Annotated in this window: 18 protein-coding genes; 2 read left to right on the top strand and 16 right to left on the bottom strand. The window is 61.3% G+C overall.

Features of this window, described 5'->3' with window-relative positions:
• Positions 1-12: 12 nt before the first annotated feature.
• The 5 genes from ACXAG8_RS03505 to ACXAG8_RS03485 all read right to left on the bottom strand — a co-directional run bounded on the left by ACXAG8_RS03505 (position 13) and on the right by ACXAG8_RS03485 (position 6072).
• Positions 13-1227 carry a DegT/DnrJ/EryC1/StrS family aminotransferase gene (locus tag ACXAG8_RS03505; RefSeq protein WP_475222164.1) on the bottom strand — a complete coding sequence of 405 codons (1215 nt, stop codon included), beginning with the start codon at positions 1225-1227 and terminating at the stop codon, positions 13-15.
• A gap of 111 nt (positions 1228-1338) precedes the next feature.
• The gene (locus tag ACXAG8_RS03500) at positions 1339-2643 is read right to left on the bottom strand and encodes an NAD(P)/FAD-dependent oxidoreductase (RefSeq protein WP_475222160.1); all 1305 of its coding nucleotides are present in this window, start codon (positions 2641-2643) and stop codon (positions 1339-1341) included.
• A gap of 13 nt (positions 2644-2656) precedes the next feature.
• Complete coding sequence (locus ACXAG8_RS03495; RefSeq protein ID WP_475222158.1) at positions 2657-4015, bottom strand: glutamine synthetase family protein; 1359 nt, start codon at positions 4013-4015, stop codon at positions 2657-2659.
• Complete coding sequence (locus tag ACXAG8_RS03490; RefSeq protein ID WP_475222157.1) at positions 4015-4695, bottom strand: type 1 glutamine amidotransferase; 681 nt, start codon at positions 4693-4695, stop codon at positions 4015-4017. Before ACXAG8_RS03490 ends, ACXAG8_RS03495 begins: the two co-directional genes overlap by 1 nt.
• Before the next feature lie 57 nt (positions 4696-4752).
• Positions 4753-6072, bottom strand: a complete 1320-nt coding sequence (locus ACXAG8_RS03485) for a glutamine synthetase family protein (protein ID WP_475222155.1) — start codon at positions 6070-6072, stop codon at positions 4753-4755.
• 214 nt (positions 6073-6286) lie between these two features.
• Between ACXAG8_RS03485 and ACXAG8_RS03480 the strand changes: the two genes are divergently transcribed.
• Together ACXAG8_RS03480 and ACXAG8_RS03475 are read left to right on the top strand one after the other, a co-directional pair.
• Complete coding sequence (locus tag ACXAG8_RS03480) at positions 6287-6733, top strand: hypothetical protein (protein ID WP_475222152.1); 447 nt, start codon at positions 6287-6289, stop codon at positions 6731-6733.
• 4 nt (positions 6734-6737) lie between these two features.
• Positions 6738-7973: an HlyD family secretion protein gene (locus tag ACXAG8_RS03475; RefSeq protein ID WP_475222151.1), complete on the top strand. Its 1236-nt coding sequence runs from the start codon at positions 6738-6740 to the stop codon at positions 7971-7973.
• A 54-nt stretch (positions 7974-8027) separates the two neighbouring features.
• On the opposite strand, the gene ACXAG8_RS03470 is transcribed toward ACXAG8_RS03475, so the two are convergent.
• The 11 genes from ACXAG8_RS03470 to secG all read right to left on the bottom strand — a co-directional run bounded on the left by ACXAG8_RS03470 (position 8028) and on the right by secG (position 16580).
• Complete coding sequence (locus ACXAG8_RS03470; RefSeq protein WP_475222149.1) at positions 8028-8834, bottom strand: ABC transporter permease; 807 nt, start codon at positions 8832-8834, stop codon at positions 8028-8030.
• A complete protein-coding gene (locus tag ACXAG8_RS03465) occupies positions 8831-9718 on the bottom strand; it encodes an ABC transporter permease (RefSeq protein ID WP_475222422.1) in 888 nt (295 codons plus the stop codon). The genes ACXAG8_RS03470 and ACXAG8_RS03465 overlap by 4 nt, the downstream gene beginning before the upstream one ends.
• 77 nt (positions 9719-9795) lie before the next feature.
• On the bottom strand, positions 9796-10509 hold the full coding sequence (locus ACXAG8_RS03460) for a transporter substrate-binding domain-containing protein (protein WP_475222147.1): 714 nt from the start codon (positions 10507-10509) through the stop codon (positions 9796-9798).
• Between the two features lie 30 nt (positions 10510-10539).
• Positions 10540-11316 carry an ABC transporter ATP-binding protein gene (locus tag ACXAG8_RS03455; protein ID WP_475222146.1) on the bottom strand — a complete coding sequence of 259 codons (777 nt, stop codon included), beginning with the start codon at positions 11314-11316 and terminating at the stop codon, positions 10540-10542.
• A 127-nt stretch (positions 11317-11443) separates the two neighbouring features.
• On the bottom strand, positions 11444-12196 hold the full coding sequence (locus ACXAG8_RS03450) for a phosphate/phosphite/phosphonate ABC transporter substrate-binding protein (protein WP_475222145.1): 753 nt from the start codon (positions 12194-12196) through the stop codon (positions 11444-11446).
• Positions 12193-12630 (bottom strand): tellurite resistance TerB family protein, encoded by a 438-nt coding sequence (locus ACXAG8_RS03445; protein ID WP_475222144.1) that lies wholly within the window; start codon positions 12628-12630, stop codon positions 12193-12195. The genes ACXAG8_RS03450 and ACXAG8_RS03445 overlap by 4 nt, the downstream gene beginning before the upstream one ends.
• Before the next feature lie 20 nt (positions 12631-12650).
• Positions 12651-13100 (bottom strand): tellurite resistance TerB family protein, encoded by a 450-nt coding sequence (locus ACXAG8_RS03440; protein WP_475222143.1) that lies wholly within the window; start codon positions 13098-13100, stop codon positions 12651-12653.
• 42 nt (positions 13101-13142) lie between these two features.
• A complete protein-coding gene (locus ACXAG8_RS03435) occupies positions 13143-13436 on the bottom strand; it encodes a DUF1330 domain-containing protein (protein WP_475222140.1) in 294 nt (97 codons plus the stop codon).
• Between the two features lie 78 nt (positions 13437-13514).
• Positions 13515-14291: an isocitrate lyase/PEP mutase family protein gene (locus ACXAG8_RS03430; RefSeq protein ID WP_475222139.1), complete on the bottom strand. Its 777-nt coding sequence runs from the start codon at positions 14289-14291 to the stop codon at positions 13515-13517.
• Between the two features lie 120 nt (positions 14292-14411).
• On the bottom strand, positions 14412-16055 hold the full coding sequence (locus ACXAG8_RS03425) for a CTP synthase (RefSeq protein WP_475222137.1): 1644 nt from the start codon (positions 16053-16055) through the stop codon (positions 14412-14414).
• 159 nt (positions 16056-16214) lie between these two features.
• Positions 16215-16580 carry a preprotein translocase subunit SecG gene (secG, locus tag ACXAG8_RS03420; protein WP_475222420.1) on the bottom strand — a complete coding sequence of 122 codons (366 nt, stop codon included), beginning with the start codon at positions 16578-16580 and terminating at the stop codon, positions 16215-16217.
• Positions 16581-16658: the final 78 nt, after the last annotated feature.

Below are 16658 nucleotides of genomic sequence, written 5' to 3'. Positions count from 1 at the left end.
CGCCCGGATTGATCAAGTGCCAAAGGCCTTGATCGGGGCGATGACCTCTCCGACCGATGCCAGCAGGATATCGGCAATGATATCCAGTTCGGGCCGCGTCAGCCTTACCGGCAGGCGGACGTCACAGGCATGCATCAGCATGTTGCGGGTCTGGGGCAATTCGACCTGTTCAGGCAGGAATTTCCAGTTCCAAAAGGCGCGCGCATTGTCCGGGCTCAGGCCGAATACCTGGACCTTGGCGCCGCGCGTTTCTGCCGCTGCGGCAAAGGTTCGGATTTCGGCTTCGTCCAGACCCACCAGGTTGAACTGGATCGAATCCGGGGCGCGGCGCTCGGGCGTCAGCGGCTCGGGAACCTCGATATAGGGCGAGCTGTTCAGGCGCGCGGCAACATAGTCGTGGTTGGCCAGCCCGTCCTGAACCCGGCGGCCCAGTTCGGGGATCTGCGGGCGAATGACGGCGGCGCTGAGATTGCTCATGCGCAGATTGTACAACGGCAAATGGTTCTGCCAGCGGGCAAAGGCCTGGGCCAGGTCCGGGTCATCGGCGCCAGTGGGGTCTTTGTGCTTTTTCCAGTTGTGCTCATAAGCCCCGGACATGATCACGGCACGGGCAACCAGATCGGCGTCATCCGTAACCAGAATACCGCCTTCGCCGGCATTGATCATCTTGTAGGACTGGAACGAGAAACAGCCGATCTTGCCAATCGTGCCGATATTGCGGCCATGCCAGGTGGTGCCCAGCGAGTGTGCCGCGTCCTCGATCACGGGAATGCCTTGCGCATCGCACAGGCCCATGATCGCGTCCATATCCGATGTATGGCCGCGCATGTGGCTGATGATGACCGCCTGAACGCCGTTCAGCTTGGCGGCAAAATCAACCATGTCGACGCGGTAGTTGTCGCCAACTTCGCACAGGACCGGAATGCAATCGGCATGCACGATCGCGGACGGCACCGCGGCAAAGGTGAATGCGGGGATCAGGACGCGGGCGTCGCGCGGCAAGTCCAGCGCCTTGAGCGACAGGAACAAGGCAGCAGAACAGCTTGAGACCGCCAAAGCGTATTTGCTGCCCAGCAGCGCCGCAAACTCGGCCTCGAGCAGGCTGACCGGGGCATCCTGCGCCGCGGTATAGCGGAACAGGTCGCCCGATTGCATCAGCGCATCAATGGCTTCACGGGCGGCGGCGGGGATGGGTTCGGCGTCGTGGACGTTGGGTGGAAGCGTCATATTTGATTTTCCCAAATTCTACCTTTCGTAAATATAAAGATATTGCCGGGGCAATCCAAGCCTTCATTCGCCTGGTCGGCGAAATTTCACCAAACTGTCGTGATTGACGGGCTACAGACCCAGCCGGTCGCGCATCGCGTACCAGGTCATTGCCAGAACCAGCAGCGGGTTGCGCAGGGCAGGGCCGCCGGGAAACCGCTGGGCGGGCACGCGGGCCAGCGTGTCGAACCCGTCATTCTGCCCCTGAATTGCAAGCGCCATCAGCTGCCCCGCATGGGTGGCCGTACCAACGCCGTGGCCGGAATACCCCGAGGCCGAAAGGACATTGCGGCCCAATCGCGCCAGATAGGGCATGCGCCGCATGGTTATGGCCAGCGTTCCACCCCATGCATAGTCGACCCTGACGTCACCGAGATGCGGAAAAATCGCGCTCATCGGTTTGCGGACCAGCCCTGCGATATCTGCGGGAAACCGGTAGCCATAGCTTTCTCCGCCGCCGAACAACAGCCTGCCATCTGCGCTGAGCCGGAAGTAATTGACCACGAATTTCGTGTCCGCGACGGCGACGTCCTGTGTCAGGACACGCCGGGCTTCGTCGCCCAGCGGCTCGGTTGCGGCGATAAAGTTGTTGATGGGCATGACCCGCGCGGCGACCTGCCGGTTGAGCCCGCCCAAATACCCGTTGCAGGCCAGGATCACATGATCGGCCGAGACCTGTCCCGTCGCTGTCCGAACAATTGCGCGCGCGCCGTCTTCGATCCCCAGAACTTCGGTGCCTTCATGCAGCCGCACGCCAGCCCGGACCGCTGCCCGCGCCAGGCCAAGTGCATAGTTCAGCGGATGCAGATGCGCCGCCCCCTTATCAAGGTAACCGCCCGCATAGGCCGGCGAGGGGCACAGGTCATGACCGGCAGCCTTGTCCAGCACCGATATCTGGTCATACCCATAGGTCTTGGCCAGATGGTCGGCGTGGCCATGCAGGTCTGCCCGTTCCGCATCACTGAAACCAAGGGTGGCTACGCCCGGTTTCAGGTCACAGTCAATCTTGTGCCGGGAAATCAGGGCCTTGACCAAATCCTTGGCGTCTTCGGCCATGTCCCACAGCTTGGCGGCGTCGCCGGTTCCAACCAACTGTTCCAGGTCTTCCTGGTCCAGCCGTTGCGCGCTGCCCAACTGGCCACCGTTGCGGCCTGACGCTCCAAACCCGACGCGGTGCGCCTCAAGCAGCACGACGTCAAAGCCAGCCTCGGCCAGGTGCAGCGCAGCTGACAGGCCGGTGTAACCGCCGCCAACGACGCAGACATCAGCCCTGACTGCCTCTTGCAAGGGTTGCGTCACCTCAAAGCTGTGCGCAGTCGCCGCGTACCAGCTGGGCGGAAAGGCCCTGGGCCGGTCGTTGCTGTACAAAAGGTTCATCGCGGGCCTTGGGTCAGACGTTGAGAAGCAGGTGCTCGCGTTCCCACGGAGAAATAACCTGCAGGAACTCTTCGTATTCCGCCCGCTTGACGATGCCATAGACACGGGCGAATTCGGGGCCCAGAACCTCGTGCAGTTCGGTGGCCTGATCAAACAGGTCCAGCGCGCCGCCCATGACCTGCGGGATGTCGCCATCCCCGTCATAGGCATCGCCATAGAACTGGCGGCGCGGCCGTTCCTGATGCACCAGCCCCAGATAGCCACAGGCCAGCGAGACAGCAATCCCCAGATAGGGGTTGCAATCCATCCCGGCGATACGGTTTTCCACCCTTCTGCTGTCGGGGCCGGACAGGGGAACACGGATGCCCGTCGTGCGGTTGTCGCGCGCCCATTCCAGGTTGATCGGGGCCGCGTGGTCTTTGACGTAGCGGCGATAGGAATTCACATAAGGTGCCATGACCGCCAGACCGGCGGGCAGGTGGGTCTGCAGCCCGGCGATGAAATGATAGAACGCATCGGTTTCGCCCCCTTGCGGGCCGGAAAAGAGGTTCTGACCACTTTCGGTGTCAATGATCGAGTGATGGATGTGCATGGCCGAGCCGGGCTCGTCCGCGATGGGCTTGGCCATGAAGGTGGCAAAACAGTTGTGGCGCAACGCGGCCTCGCGGATCAGCCGCTTGAAATAGAAAACCTCGTCAGCCAGCTTTACCGGGTCGCCGTGGCGCAGGTTGATCTCAAGCTGCCCGGCACCGCCTTCCTGGGTGATCCCGTCGATTTCGAACCCCTGATGTTCGGCGAAATCATAGATATCGTCGATGACCGGCCCAAACTCGTCCACAGCAGTCATCGAATAGGCCTGCCGTGCGGCCGCGGGCCGTCCGGACCGTCCCATCATCGGCTCGATCCCCTGGGCGGGGTCGACGTTTCGGGCGACCAGAAAAAACTCCATCTCGGGGGCCACGATGGGCTCCCATCCCTTGTCGTGATACAGTTGCACCACCCGTTTCAGAACATTGCGCGGGCTGAACGGGATCGGCTCACCATCCCGGTCATAGGCGTCGTGGATCACCTGCAGGGTCCAGTCACCGGTCCAGGGAGCGGCCGAAGCCGTCGAGAAATCGGGCTTCAGGATCATGTCGCGTTCGATGAAACCGTCTTCGCCCGCAGCCTCGCCCCAATCGCCTGTGATGGTCTGGTAAAAGATGCTGTCGGGAAGGTGGAAATAATCCTGCCGCGCAAATTTCGACGCCGGAACCGCCTTGCCGCGGGCAATGCCGGGAAGGTCCGCGATGATACACTCGACCTCGTCCAGTCGGCGGCCTTCGAAATAGCTCCGCGCCGCTTGCGGAAGCTGATCAGTCCAATCGGCCATCAGGCCCTCTCTTTCCTGAGGAAATCCGCCATGAAACGGGCGATTTCCGCATTGTCGTCGCGGGTGTTCTGCCGTTGGGCGGCATCCGCCATCAGCGCGTCGGGGACAACCCCCTTGCCGCGCGTTTTCATCAGGCCGTCAATGAAAGCATCGGGATATTCCGGATGCGCCTGCACCGTCCAGATCGTATCGCCATATTCCAGCATCGCGTAGGGGCAAAACGCGTTCTGCCCCGCCACGCGGGCGCTGTCGGGCAAGACGGTGACCTGATCCTGATGCCAGGCGTTCAAACAGACGGACCGTCCGTTCAGGTCATATTCGGTGCGCCCGACCGCCCAGCCGCCCTGGAATTTCTCGACCTTGCCGCCCAGGGCCTGGGCAATGATCTGGTGGCCGAAACACACGCCGATCATCGGTGCCGCGCTGTTCTGAATGTCCCGGATCAGCCGTTCCAGCGGCGGTATCCACGGATGGTCCTCATAGGCACCATGCCGCGACCCGGTGATAACCCAGGCGTCCGCGTCCCGGGCGCCGTCGGGGAAAATACCGTCCACGACCGGAAAGGTTTCAAAGTCAAAGCCGTTGCCATCCAGCAAGTCGCGGAACATCGCATCGTAATCGCCGAACCTGCCCATCAAAAGATCGGGCGAATGGCCGGTTTGCAGGATACCGATTTTCATAGGTCACCAAATTTGATCAAATTCAATCTAGCCGAGTCCCGAAGAGCGGGCAAGAGGTCACACGGTCTCGAGATAACTGAGCCAGTGCTCGTCCTCGGGCAGGGCGGCAAATCGCACAATTTCCTGGCGTTTTGTCAGGGCCATGTTGCGGATCAGGTCGGGGGCAAAAATGCGTGCGACCAGCGGGTCGGTCTCAAAGGCGGCGATGGCTGCTGCCCAGTCCGGCGCCAGCTGTGGCAGCCCGTCGATCTCATAGGCGTTTCCGGTGATCGGGGGCGGTGGCTGCAGGCGGTCCTCAATTCCGATCAGGGCCGCGCCAAGCACGGCTGCCAGCATCAGATAGGGGTTGATATCACCACCCGCGACCCGGTGTTCGATCCGCCGCGCGGCGGGCGGACCGCCCGGAACGCGCAGGGCGGCGGTCCTGTTCTCATAGGCCCAGCTGGCCCCGGTGGGCGCGTGCGCGCCGGGGATCAGCCGAGTATAAGAGTTGCCATGCGGGGCAAAGATCAACGTGCTGCCGGGCATAGCTGCCAGGCATCCGGCAATGGCGGCCCGAAGCGTTTCGGTTCCCTCTGGGCCGCCATCGTCGAACACGTTACGGCCCTGGCCATCCAGAACCGAAAAATGGACATGCATCCCGTTGCCGGCATCCTCGGGATAGGGTTTGGCCATGAAGGTCGCGGTAAAGCCGTGTTTCCGGGCCAATCCACGCGCCAGCGCCTTGAAAAGCCACGTATCATCGGCACAGCGCATCGCGTCCTGATGGTTGAGGTTGATCTCGAACTGTCCGATCCCGCTTTCGGAAATCGCCGTCTGGGCCGGGATTCCCATGGCTGCGCAGCCGTCGTAAAGGTCGGTAAAGAACGCATCAAACGCGTCCATTTCCGCCATCGACAGAACCGATTCATCCGCGAGGCGCCGCTTGGTTATCGGGTTGAACGGCGGGCGCGGACGTTCGCCCGCGGAATCCAGCAACGTGAATTCAAGCTCTGTCGCGGCCAGCACGGACCAGCCCTTCTGGCCATAGCGCGCCAGGATGGCTGACAGGGCATGCCTGGGGTCGCCGGGAAACGGGGCGCCGGTGTCATCATAAAGGCTCATGGGAACCAGCGCGGTAGGCGACGCGATCCAGGGCATCGGCACCGGGCCCCTGTCCGTGGGGCGCAGAACCCCGTCGGCATCACCGGTTTCGAACACCAGCGGGCTTCCATCAATATCGGCCCCCCACAGATCGACGTTCAGCGCCGACAACGGCATTCGCACCGCCCCCTTGTCCAGCTTTTCGGCATAGGATGGCGGAACGCGTTTTCCGCGCATCTGCCCATTGAGGTCGCAGGCGGCGACGCGGAACGTATGCAGGGTGCTCAGATCCATCAGGAACTCCGTTGGTCTTGTGTTCAAGATGTAATTAAGCGGCGGCCCCTTGTCACGATATTTGATCAAATTATTGACGTGCCCGCGCCTGCGCCTGTCAGAAAAGAGGCGCCCCCGCCGCGCCGCGCGCAGAACCGCGGCGCCCGGATGCGTGCAAGGTTGAAAGTCGGGGCAATTGCTATAAGGAAAGCTTCAAAGTGAAACGGAGGGCATCGTGGCGAACCCGAACCTGCACCCATTGGCGACCGGACATATTCCGCATTACGTCGTTCAGGCGGACGGAAGTGATTATCTGTTCAACTTCATGATCATCTTCACGGTCGGAGTTATCCTGCTGATCGGTGTCGCGTATTTCACGCTGCATGCCGTGCCCGAAAAGCTGGCGCATGAATCCAATCACCCCCAGTTTCAACTGGTGGGGATACTGGCGCTTTTGGCGTTGTTTACCCATAACGGCATGTTCTGGATTGCGGCAATTCTTGTGGCCGGGTTCCAGATACCCGATCTTGGGCAACCCTTGCGGGCAATTGCCGACGCGATCCGTTCGCTGGCGCCCCAGCCGCAGCCACCGATACAGCAGGCGGGCGAAAGCCCTGCCGGGGCCGGACCGTCTGCGGACGTTCTGACCGAAGACGCCGCCATCGCGACCAAGGAGCACTAAGCCGATGCTGGAGACAATGATCTGCGCCCTGATCACGGTGCTGCCTGATTTTCTGTTTCGCCGGTTTGTCCAGGGCAAACGCGTCGGCCATGAAATCACCTTGTTCACGATGTGGTACGAATTGCGGTGGGGGCTGACGGCTTGTGCGATCATGACACTGACCGTCATCACGACATTGTTCTATTTCCACCCTGCGACCAGCAGCGTTGCGTCGTATTTCCGCACGGTGACCATCCTGCCGCAAATCGGTGGCCGGGTTTCCGAGATCTATGTCGAAAACAACGAACTGGTCTCGCTTGGGCAGCCCATTTTCCGCCTCGAAGATTCCTCGCAACAGGCGCAGGTTCAGGCGGCCAATGCCCAGGTCGCGCTTGTGCAGGCCTCGTTGAGCGTTGCCCAAACCGACCTGGCCGAGGCCGAGGCGGGTATTGCGGGCGCGCGCGCGTCGCTGGACCAGGCGCTTGAAGACCTGGAACGGAACGAGATTTTGCGGGACGAGGGGTCAAGCGCGGTTCGGTTGACCGAAATCGAGCGTTTGGAAAACCTGGTTGCCGAGCGCGAGGCGCAGGTTGTCGCCGCCCAGGCGCAAAAAGCGGCCGTCAGGCAGCAGATTGACGAGTTGATCCCCGCGCAGATGAACAGTGCCATCGCACAGTTGGATGCCGCCCATGCCGAGTTGGAAAAAACCGTTGTTTCGGCGGGCACCACCGGCACGATCGAACAGTTTGGCCTGCAGGTCGGCGACTATGTCAGCCCGCTGTTGCGGCCTGCGGGGATTTTGGTGCCGTCCTTTTCGGGGCGCGACCGGTTCCAGGCGGGGTTCAACCAGATGGCCGCGCAAGTGATCAAGCCCGGCATGATCGGCGAATTGGGATGCATGACGCGCCCCTTCAAGGTCATTCCTGTGATCGTGGTCGGGGTTCAGGATGTGATCCCTTCGGGTCAGGTCCGCCCAAGTGACGAATTGCGTGATCCGCAAAAGAACACGACGCCCGGGACCATCACCGTGTATCTCGAACCTCTGTACGAAGGTTTCGCGGATCATATTCCACCGGGCAGCACATGCCTGGCCAATGTCTATACCGACAACCACGAACGGCTGGAACACGAAGACCTGGGTTTCTGGAACAAGGCGTTCCTGCATGTGGTCGACACCATCGGTGTCGTGCATGCCGCCGGGTTGCGGTTGCGGCTTATCCTGATGCCGGTGAACACTCTGGTTCTGACTGGCGGCCATTGATACGCGGTGCCGCCGGCCCTGTCGGGGCCGGCCACCGGCGGGCCGCGCACAGCGTCAGCGCGCCAGGTTCAGGCGGAACCGCATCTTGGATTTCTTCGCGGCGGGCAGGTGCCGGTTCAGGTGTTTGTTCACCAGACCGAAGCCTCCGACAATCACCAGCGTCAGCAGGATGAAATAGAACGCCAGGATTGGATAGGGGACAAACGGGTTGAACGTCTTGTCGGCGAAATAGCTGGCGTAATACAGCGCATCACCGCGTTGCTGCCAGGCCGGAAAGGCCGAGAAGAACACCAGCGTGGTGGCGTGGAACAGAAAGATCGCCTCGTTCGTGTAGGCAGGCCAGGCCAGCCGCAGCATGGTGGGCCAGACAATGCGGCGGAACCGCGACCAGCCCGACATGCCATAGGCATCCGCCGCCTCGATATCGCCCTTGGGGATCGAGCGCAGCGCGCCATAGAAGATCTCGCCCGAATAGGCTGCTGTGTTCAGGAACAGCACGATCAGCGCCCCCAGCCAGGCCGACGTAAAGGCGTCGAACATCGGATAGGTCTTCTTCAGCGACAGGAAAAAGAAATAGGCAAAGAAGAACTGGATAAACAGCGGCGAGCCCCGGAACAGAAAGATGAACCACTCAGCCGGTTTGCGCACCCATTTGTTGGGCGAGGCCTTGCCAACCGCCAGTGCGGTGGCCAGAAAAAAGCCGGTCGCCAGCGCCATGACACCGAAATACACGTTCCAGATCATGCCCGAGCCGATCAGCGTGAATTGTTCGCAAAGCGTGAAATCGGTTTTGGGCAGCAGACGTTCGCCAATGCCGATCGAGCGCAGGCCGTAATCCTGAATGGTCTGGATGCAGCTCATGCCGTGGTCTCCTTGCGCAGCAGCTCTCCGCCGGCGGTGGCCTGACCGTGGGACAGGCGACGCATCAGCCGTTCAAGCCCAAGCTCGGAAACGCGCGTCATGCCCAGATAGAAGATCAGCAGGAACAGGAAATACCACATGCGCCAGTCGCCATGCGGGTATTGGGTGAATTTCGAGGTCTTGGTGCCGCCCAGTTCGCGGGCCCAATAGACAATGTCTTCGACGCCCAGCAGGAACAGCAGCGGCGTGGCCTTGATCAGCACCATCCACAGGTTCGACAGGCCGGGCAGGGCATAGACCCACATTTGCGGCACGAGGATTTTCCAAAAGGTCTGGCGGCGGCTCATGCCATAGGCTTCGGCGGTTTCCAGCTGCGCATGTGGAACAGCGCGCATGCCGCCGAACAGAACATTGGCGGCAAAAGCGCCGAAAACGATGGAAAAGGTGATGACCGCCAGGAAAAAGCCATAGGTTTCATGCACCCATTCGGGGGCGCTGCCCAGGGGCAGTTTGGCGGCCTGACACACAAGAAAGTCGTTGCCCTGGCGGATCGGATCGGTCCAGTCGGGGCACAGGATCTTGTGGCGCGTCCATTCGAATGCCTGGTCCAGGGCGATCACGAAGAACATAAAAAACGCGATATCGGGCACGCCGCGCACGATGGCGATATAGCCCTTGCCCAGCCAACTGACCGGCGGGACGTGTGACCGCGCGGCCATCGCTCCGACAAAGCCGAAACCTAAGGCAACAGGGGCGGTTACCGCCAGCAAGGCCAGGACTTTCAGGAATGATGCGTAGAACGACCAATGCACGCCGTTGGTCAGGTAGCATGACAACCAACGCAAAGTGCCCAGCGTTTCGGGATCAGTGCAGTACGAAAAAATGGCGGGCCTCTTAGACTGGCAAGGGCGCGTCGATGGCGCGCCCCAAAGGTTCAGGGCGCGCCACCTCTATCAAGAAATCAGAAGGTCGAGGACACTTCCCATTTGGTGATCAGCTCGTTCAGGCTGCCATCATCCTTCATGGACTGGATCGCCGCGTTGAACTTTTCCTTCAGCTCGCCGTCCGATTCACGGATGCCCATGCCGACACCGCCACCTAGCGGCACGTCTTCGGCGACAAAGCGCAGCTCGCCGTCTTCGTCGACGATCGGCGCCAGGAAGGACTTGTCAGCCAGAACAGCATCGGCTTCGCCGTTGCGGACGGCGGCGATGGTTTCCTCGGGGCTGGCGAATTCGACCAGGGTTGCGCCGGATTCGGCGACATAGCCTGCCTGAATGGTGCCGGTCTGCGCCGCGATGACACCACCGGCGACATCGACATCATCCGACATCGCGACAAATGCCGAGGGATCCGGCGGCGTGTAGTTCTGGGTAAAGTCGATGACTTCGTCACGCTCGTCGGTGATCGACATGCCGGCGATGATCACGTCATAGTTGCCCGACACCAGGTTCGGAATGATCGAATCCCAGTCGTTTTTGACCCATTCACAGTCCAGTTCGGCGCGCTTGCACAGCTCGTCGCCCAACTCGCGCTCGAAACCGTCGATCTCGCCCGCGTCATTGATGAAATTCCAGGGCGCATAGGCACCTTCCGTGCCCATACGCACGGTGTCGGCCATGGCGATACCGGCGGTCAGCGCCAGTGCTGCGGTGGTCAGAATCAGGTTTTTCATTTTACTCCCCTTTATGGTTCTGTCCGTGGATTATGCCGCCTGAGTGGCGGAGAGAAAGCCCTGAAGCCGTTGGGATTCAGGGGCGGTGAAAATGTCTTCGGGTGTGCCTTCTTCTTCGATCCGGCCCTGATGCAGAAACACGACGTGGCTGGAAATATCCGCCGCCATCTTCATATCATGTGTCACGATGATCATGGTCCGCCCTTCGGCGGCAAGGTCCTTGATCACCTTGATCACTTCCTGCTCAAGCTCGGGATCAAGCGCCGAGGTCGGTTCGTCGAACAACAGGGCCTCGGGTTCCATGCACAGGCCACGGGCAATGGCGGCGCGCTGCTGTTGGCCGCCGGACAATTGCGCCGGGTAGACGTCGCATTTGTCGCCGATACCCACCTTTTCAAGATATTTGCGCGCGCTGTCTTCGACCTGGGCCTTGTGACGGCCCAGCACGGTTACGGGGGCTTCCATCACATTCTGCAGGATGGTCATGTGCGACCACAGATTGAACTGCTGGAACACCATCGACAGGTTGGTGCGGATGCGCAGAACCTGCTTGGGGTCGGCGGGCCGCCGGCTGTTGTGGCTTCCGCTCCAGCGTACTGGTTCGCCCTTGAACAGGATGTCACCTTCCTGGCTGTCTTCCAGCAGGTTACAGCACCGCAGCAAGGTGGATTTGCCCGACCCCGAAGACCCGATCAGTGACACCACGTCGCCGCGATGGGCCGTGATATCGACCCCTTTCAGCACCTCGAGATTTCCGAAGCTTTTGTGAAGGTTCCTGATCTCGATAACGGGTGTGGTTTCTGTCACGGGTAATCCAGAGGTATAGACTGTGTTGATGCGGTACTAGGGCCGAAAAAACCGGGCATTGCAATGCGCAAATGACAAGTTCGGGATCAGATTGTTCCGAATTGACCAAAGGTTTTGCCCAATTTGGTCAAACGCGGGGCGTGAATGCCTGTGGCATGGGCGGCGTGGGAACGGCACGATACATCGCCGAAGGGATGTCGGTCAGGCCGCGCAGGCGAAGCGCCATCCGGTCGCTTTCGGGCAAGTCCTTGATGGCGGCCCGCACGGCCTGCGCAATCGGGGCGGGGTCGTTATGCTGTGCCGTAATCAAGGGCAGGCCCGGTGTCGGGGCGGTATGGTCAACCTCGCGCAATCGCGGGCCCAGGTCCGTGTGATCCCGCAGCAAAAGCCAGGTCAGCGCGTCAAGCGCGGCAAAATCCGCGTCCCCTTCGGCAACGGCCCGGGCCGAGGCCGCATGGGCGCCGGTCTGTATCAACCGCGCCGCCGCAAGGCCCCGCGCGCCCATATGCGTGGCCGGGGCCGCCCAGCCGGATTGCGACAGCGTTTCGTTAAAGGCAAAAGTCCCGCCACACAGTTCCGCAAGCGGACGGTCGTCGTCGATGCGTGCCACAAAAACCGACCGGTAATGGCCGGGCGGGCAATCGGTCAGCCCGTAATCCGGGGTTCCGACCAGTTGCACCTTTCCCACAAGCCGCGTGCGGTACGGCATCCCGCAGGTCTGCGCCAGGACCAGGTTCGGGTCCAGCCATACTTCCCACCGGTCCCGACCGCGGGCCAGCTGGTCCGGGCCGTACCCCAGGTTTTGGCGTATCAGGGTCCAGAAACGGTCATTGGCCCCGTTCAATCCGGGCATGTCATACATGCCCAGCTGCGCGGTCACGGTTTCGCGGCCTTTTGCCGTGCCAAAGCAGAATCGACGTCGCTGATGCCCAGCAGGCTGACAACAAGCCGGATCAGCGAATCCTCTTCCTCGTTGCGTTCTCCGTCAGCCAGCGCGACCGACCAGAGGGCCTGCACCACGCCAAGCCGGTGGTCATAGGGGACCGCCTCTTTGATGGCGCGGGTGAACCGGACGGTGTCGGGGGCTTCGGCCTCAAGGTCCTCGGCATTCGCGCGCAGGGCGGCCGCCTCGAACGGGGACAAGCCATAGCGATCCGCCGAAATCCGGTCGATTCGGGCCATTTCGTTATCGGCATAGTCGTCGTCGGAACGGGCGATCCGAACCAGAAGGGCCGTCAGGGCCAATCGGGCGTCATCATCGGCCAGCGGGTCGGGCTGCGGCTGCGTGAGCCGGGACAGGAAATCACTGAACATGCAGCAGATATAAAGTCAGCTTAGCTGGCTTCCAAGCGGCTTTCGACGCGTTCGCGCGCGGTTTGGCTGTCCTTGAAGCTCAGGCCCATGGCGGCACGGGCCTCTTCGACGATCTTGATCTCGCCCTCATCCGTGTCCCCGTCTGCCAGAACCACTTCCCAGAGTGCGTCCAATGCAGCCAGCCGTTCCTCCAGCCCCGTTGTCTCGCGGATGAGCTTGCCGAACGTGTCGGTTTCCGGGGCCGCGGCATGCAGTTTTTCGCAGGTGGCGCGGACCTTGGCGGCTTCGATGGCGTTGTGCTGATACAGGCGCGCCAGAATGCGGTCGATCAGGCTTATTTCCTCAAGCTTGTAATCGCGGTCCGCCTGCGCCACGCGCACCAAGAGCGCACCCAGCGCCAGTTCGGCATCGGGGTCCGGCAAGGTTGCATGTTGCGGAGGGCGAAACGCCTGAAGGAATTTTTTCAACATGCGGCAAGATTATTCCATATTTTGTGTTCCGCCAAGCGTGGACTACCCGTCATAGCCATTAATGATCACAAGATCGCCGGTCGATACCGGATCGCGCAGGGCCTTGGCAATCTGGTAGCCATCGCTTTCATAACAGCATTTGGCGGCGTCATAGCTGGGAAACTCGATAACCACGGTGCGCGCACGGGCTTGACCTTCTTTGGTTTCGCGCTCGCCGCCGCGCACAAGAAACCGGGCGCCATAGGCCGCGAAAGGGGCGGCATTGGCTTCGATATAGGTCTTGTAGGTTTCGAAATCATCCACGTCGACATGCGCGACCCAATACCCTTTTGCCACGATATTCTCCTGTTCGGTTCCTGTCGCGAAGTTTCTGCGAATGCGGCCGGGCGGGGAATCACCCGCGCCCTGTCGGTGTCACATTTCGGCGTGCAAGGCTGCGCGTGCCTGTTCCTGAAGCCATGCCAGCATCAGGCGATAGGGAACCGGCCCATAGCTGACCCGGGCAACGCCCAATTCGGCAAGCCGGGATGTCGGCGGCGTGCCCGGCAGGGCAATGATATTCACCGGCAGGTCGGTCGCCTGGCACAGCGCGCCAATCAGGACTTCGTCCCGCAGACCGGGTGCAAAAAAGCCATCCGCACCGGCATCGGCATAGACCCGCGCCCGTTCGATTGCCTGATCAAGCATCTGCGCATCATGGGCTTCGACAGGGGCCTTTAGAAACAGGTCGGTCCGGGCGTTGACAAAGGCCGGGATGCCCGCCGTTTCGCAGCCGTTTCGCATTGCCGCCACGCGGCGTGCCTGAACCTGCGGGTCATAGAGGTCACGTGTACCGACAATCTGGTCTTCGAAGTTGAAGCCGACCACGCCGGTCTCCAGCGCGCGCTGCACATTTTCCGAGATCTCGGCAGGGGCCTCGGCATAGGCGCCTTCCAGGTCCATCGTTACCGGAATCTCCACCGTCGCGACGATCCTGCGCGCGTTTTCCAGCGCTGATTCGAACGGAAAATTCTGGCCGTCGGCGTAACCCTGCGCCATGGCGACCGGGGCGCTGCCCGTTGCGATGGCCTTGGCCCCGGCTTCGGCCACGGCCTGCGCGCTGCCTGCGTCCCAGATGTTGTACAAAACGACCGGGTCGCCCTTTTCATGCAGGCGTCCAAAGGTCGTTGCGCGGTCGGTCTGGCTGGCCATGCCCGGTCTCCTGTCAGGTCCTGCACCTAGATAACGCGCCCGCAGGCCCCAGCCCATAGGCATTTTCAAACCTGTCGGAATTATGCCTGCGCCGCATATCCGGGCCGCAGGTCCGGCACGTTAGACCAGGCGCGAGGTGTCTTTTGCCGCGCGCACAAAATCGCGGAACAGGGGGTGCGGGTCAAAGGGTTTGGATTTCAGTTCGGGGTGATACTGAACGCCGATGAACCACGGATGATCCGACCATTCCACGATTTCCGGCAGGCGGCCATCGGGTGACATGCCCGAAAAGTTCAGGCCGGAATTCTCCAACTGCTCGCGATACTTGATATCGACCTCGTACCGGTGGCGGTGGCGCTCTTCGATGGCGGTGCCGCCATAGACTTCGGCCACTTTCGAGCCGTCGGCCAACACCGCGTCATAGGCGCCCAGGCGCATGGTGCCACCCTTGTCGTCGCCGACCTTCCGTTCAACCTTGGCGTTGCCCTGCACCCATTCCTTCAAATGGTAAACGACGGGTTCAAAACGCTTTTTACCGGCCTCATGGTCAAATTCTTCCGAGCCTGCACCGGCAATTCCGGCCACGTTGCGGGCCGCTTCGATCACCGCCATCTGCATGCCAAGACAAATGCCCAGATAGGGCACTTTGTGTTCGCGCGCATATTGCGCCGCCTTGATCTTGCCCTCGGTGCCGCGCTCGCCAAAGCCGCCGGGAACCAGGATGGCGTGGAACCCTTCCAGATGCGGGGCGGCGTCCTGGGTATCGAACACCTCGGCATCGACCCATTCGATTTTGACGCGGACCCGGTTGGCCATGCCGCCATGGGTCAGCGCCTCGGCAATCGACTTATAGGCGTCTTCGAGCTGGGTGTATTTGCCGACGATGGCAACCTTTATTTCGCCTTCGGCATTGTGGATGCGGTCGCTGACGTCTTCCCACTTGGCCAGATCGGGCTTGGGGGCGGGGCTGATCTGGAACGCGTCCAGAACCGCCTGATCCAGCCCTTCGCGGTGATAGGCCAGCGGCGCGTCATAGATGGTGGAAAGGTCCTGCGCCGCAATCACGCTGTCGGGGCGCACGTTGCAGAACAGCGCCAGCTTTTCGCGTTCCTTGGCCGGGATCGGCCCCTCGGACCGGCAGACCAGAATGTCGGGCGCCAAACCGATCGAACGCAGTTCCTTGACCGAGTGCTGGGTCGGCTTGGTCTTCAACTCGCCCGAGGCTTTGATATAGGGCAGCAGCGTCAGGTGCATGAAAATACACTGACCGCGCGGCTTGTCCTGGCTGAACTGACGGATGGCCTCGAAAAACGGCAGGCCTTCGATATCGCCCACGGTGCCGCCGATCTCGCACAGCATGAAATCAACCTCATCCTCACCGATCGAGATGAAATCCTTGATCTCGTTGGTGACGTGCGGGATCACCTGAATGGTCTTGCCTAGGTAATCGCCACGACGCTCTTTTTCGAGCACGTTGGAATAAATCCGCCCCGAGCTGACCGAGTCGGTCTTGCGCGCGGCAACGCCGGTGAAGCGCTCATAGTGGCCAAGGTCCAGATCGGTCTCGGCCCCGTCATCGGTAACGAAAACCTCGCCATGTTCAAACGGTGACATCGTCCCCGGATCGACGTTCAGATAGGGGTCCAGCTTGCGCAGACGCACCGAATATCCCCGCGCCTGCAACAGCGACCCCAAAGCCGCCGAGGCCAGCCCTTTGCCCAAGGACGAAACCACACCACCAGTGATGAAAATAAAACGCGCCATGTTTTTCGGCTGCTCCCGTGAGACGTCATAATCAGCTGCCCGGCGGCTTGAAAAAACCGCAGCACCACGGGACTTCACATATAAAGGATTCGCGCGTGCAGCGCAAGAGAACCGCAAGATGCTGTTGCAGCTCTCTTTCAGATTTCTAGGTTTTGTGGCTTAGTCGGCCTGCGGGATCAGCGGCGCGTTGTCGCCCTGTGCCGGTGGCAGCAGGTCATCCGCCGACGGAACCGCCGGTGCGCTTTCCTCGGTCGGGGCGGGTGCCGGAACACCCAAACGGTCGATCACCGAGCTGCCCGAAGATTTTTGCGCGGCCAGAATCGTCAGCGTGATCGACGTGACGATGAAACAGGCTGCCAGGATCCAGGTAACCTTGCCCAGGGCCGTGGCCGCCGAACGGCCGGCCATGGCGCCGCCACCGCCGCCACCCATGCCAAGGCCACCGCCTTCGGACCGCTGCATCAGGACAACGGCAATCAGGCCCAGGGCCAAGAGAAGGTGGATGATGAGAACGACGTTTTCCATGGTGTTCCTGTACGGCGTGGCGTGTATCGCGTGGTACTTATGCAAGTTTGCGCGCAGGGGCAAGGGAGGAGTTGGCAT

Source organism: Ruegeria sp. ABD4_443, assembly GCF_056160865.1.
The sequence above is the reverse complement of the archived record's forward strand: the minus strand, read 5'-3'. Positions and strand labels throughout refer to the sequence as shown.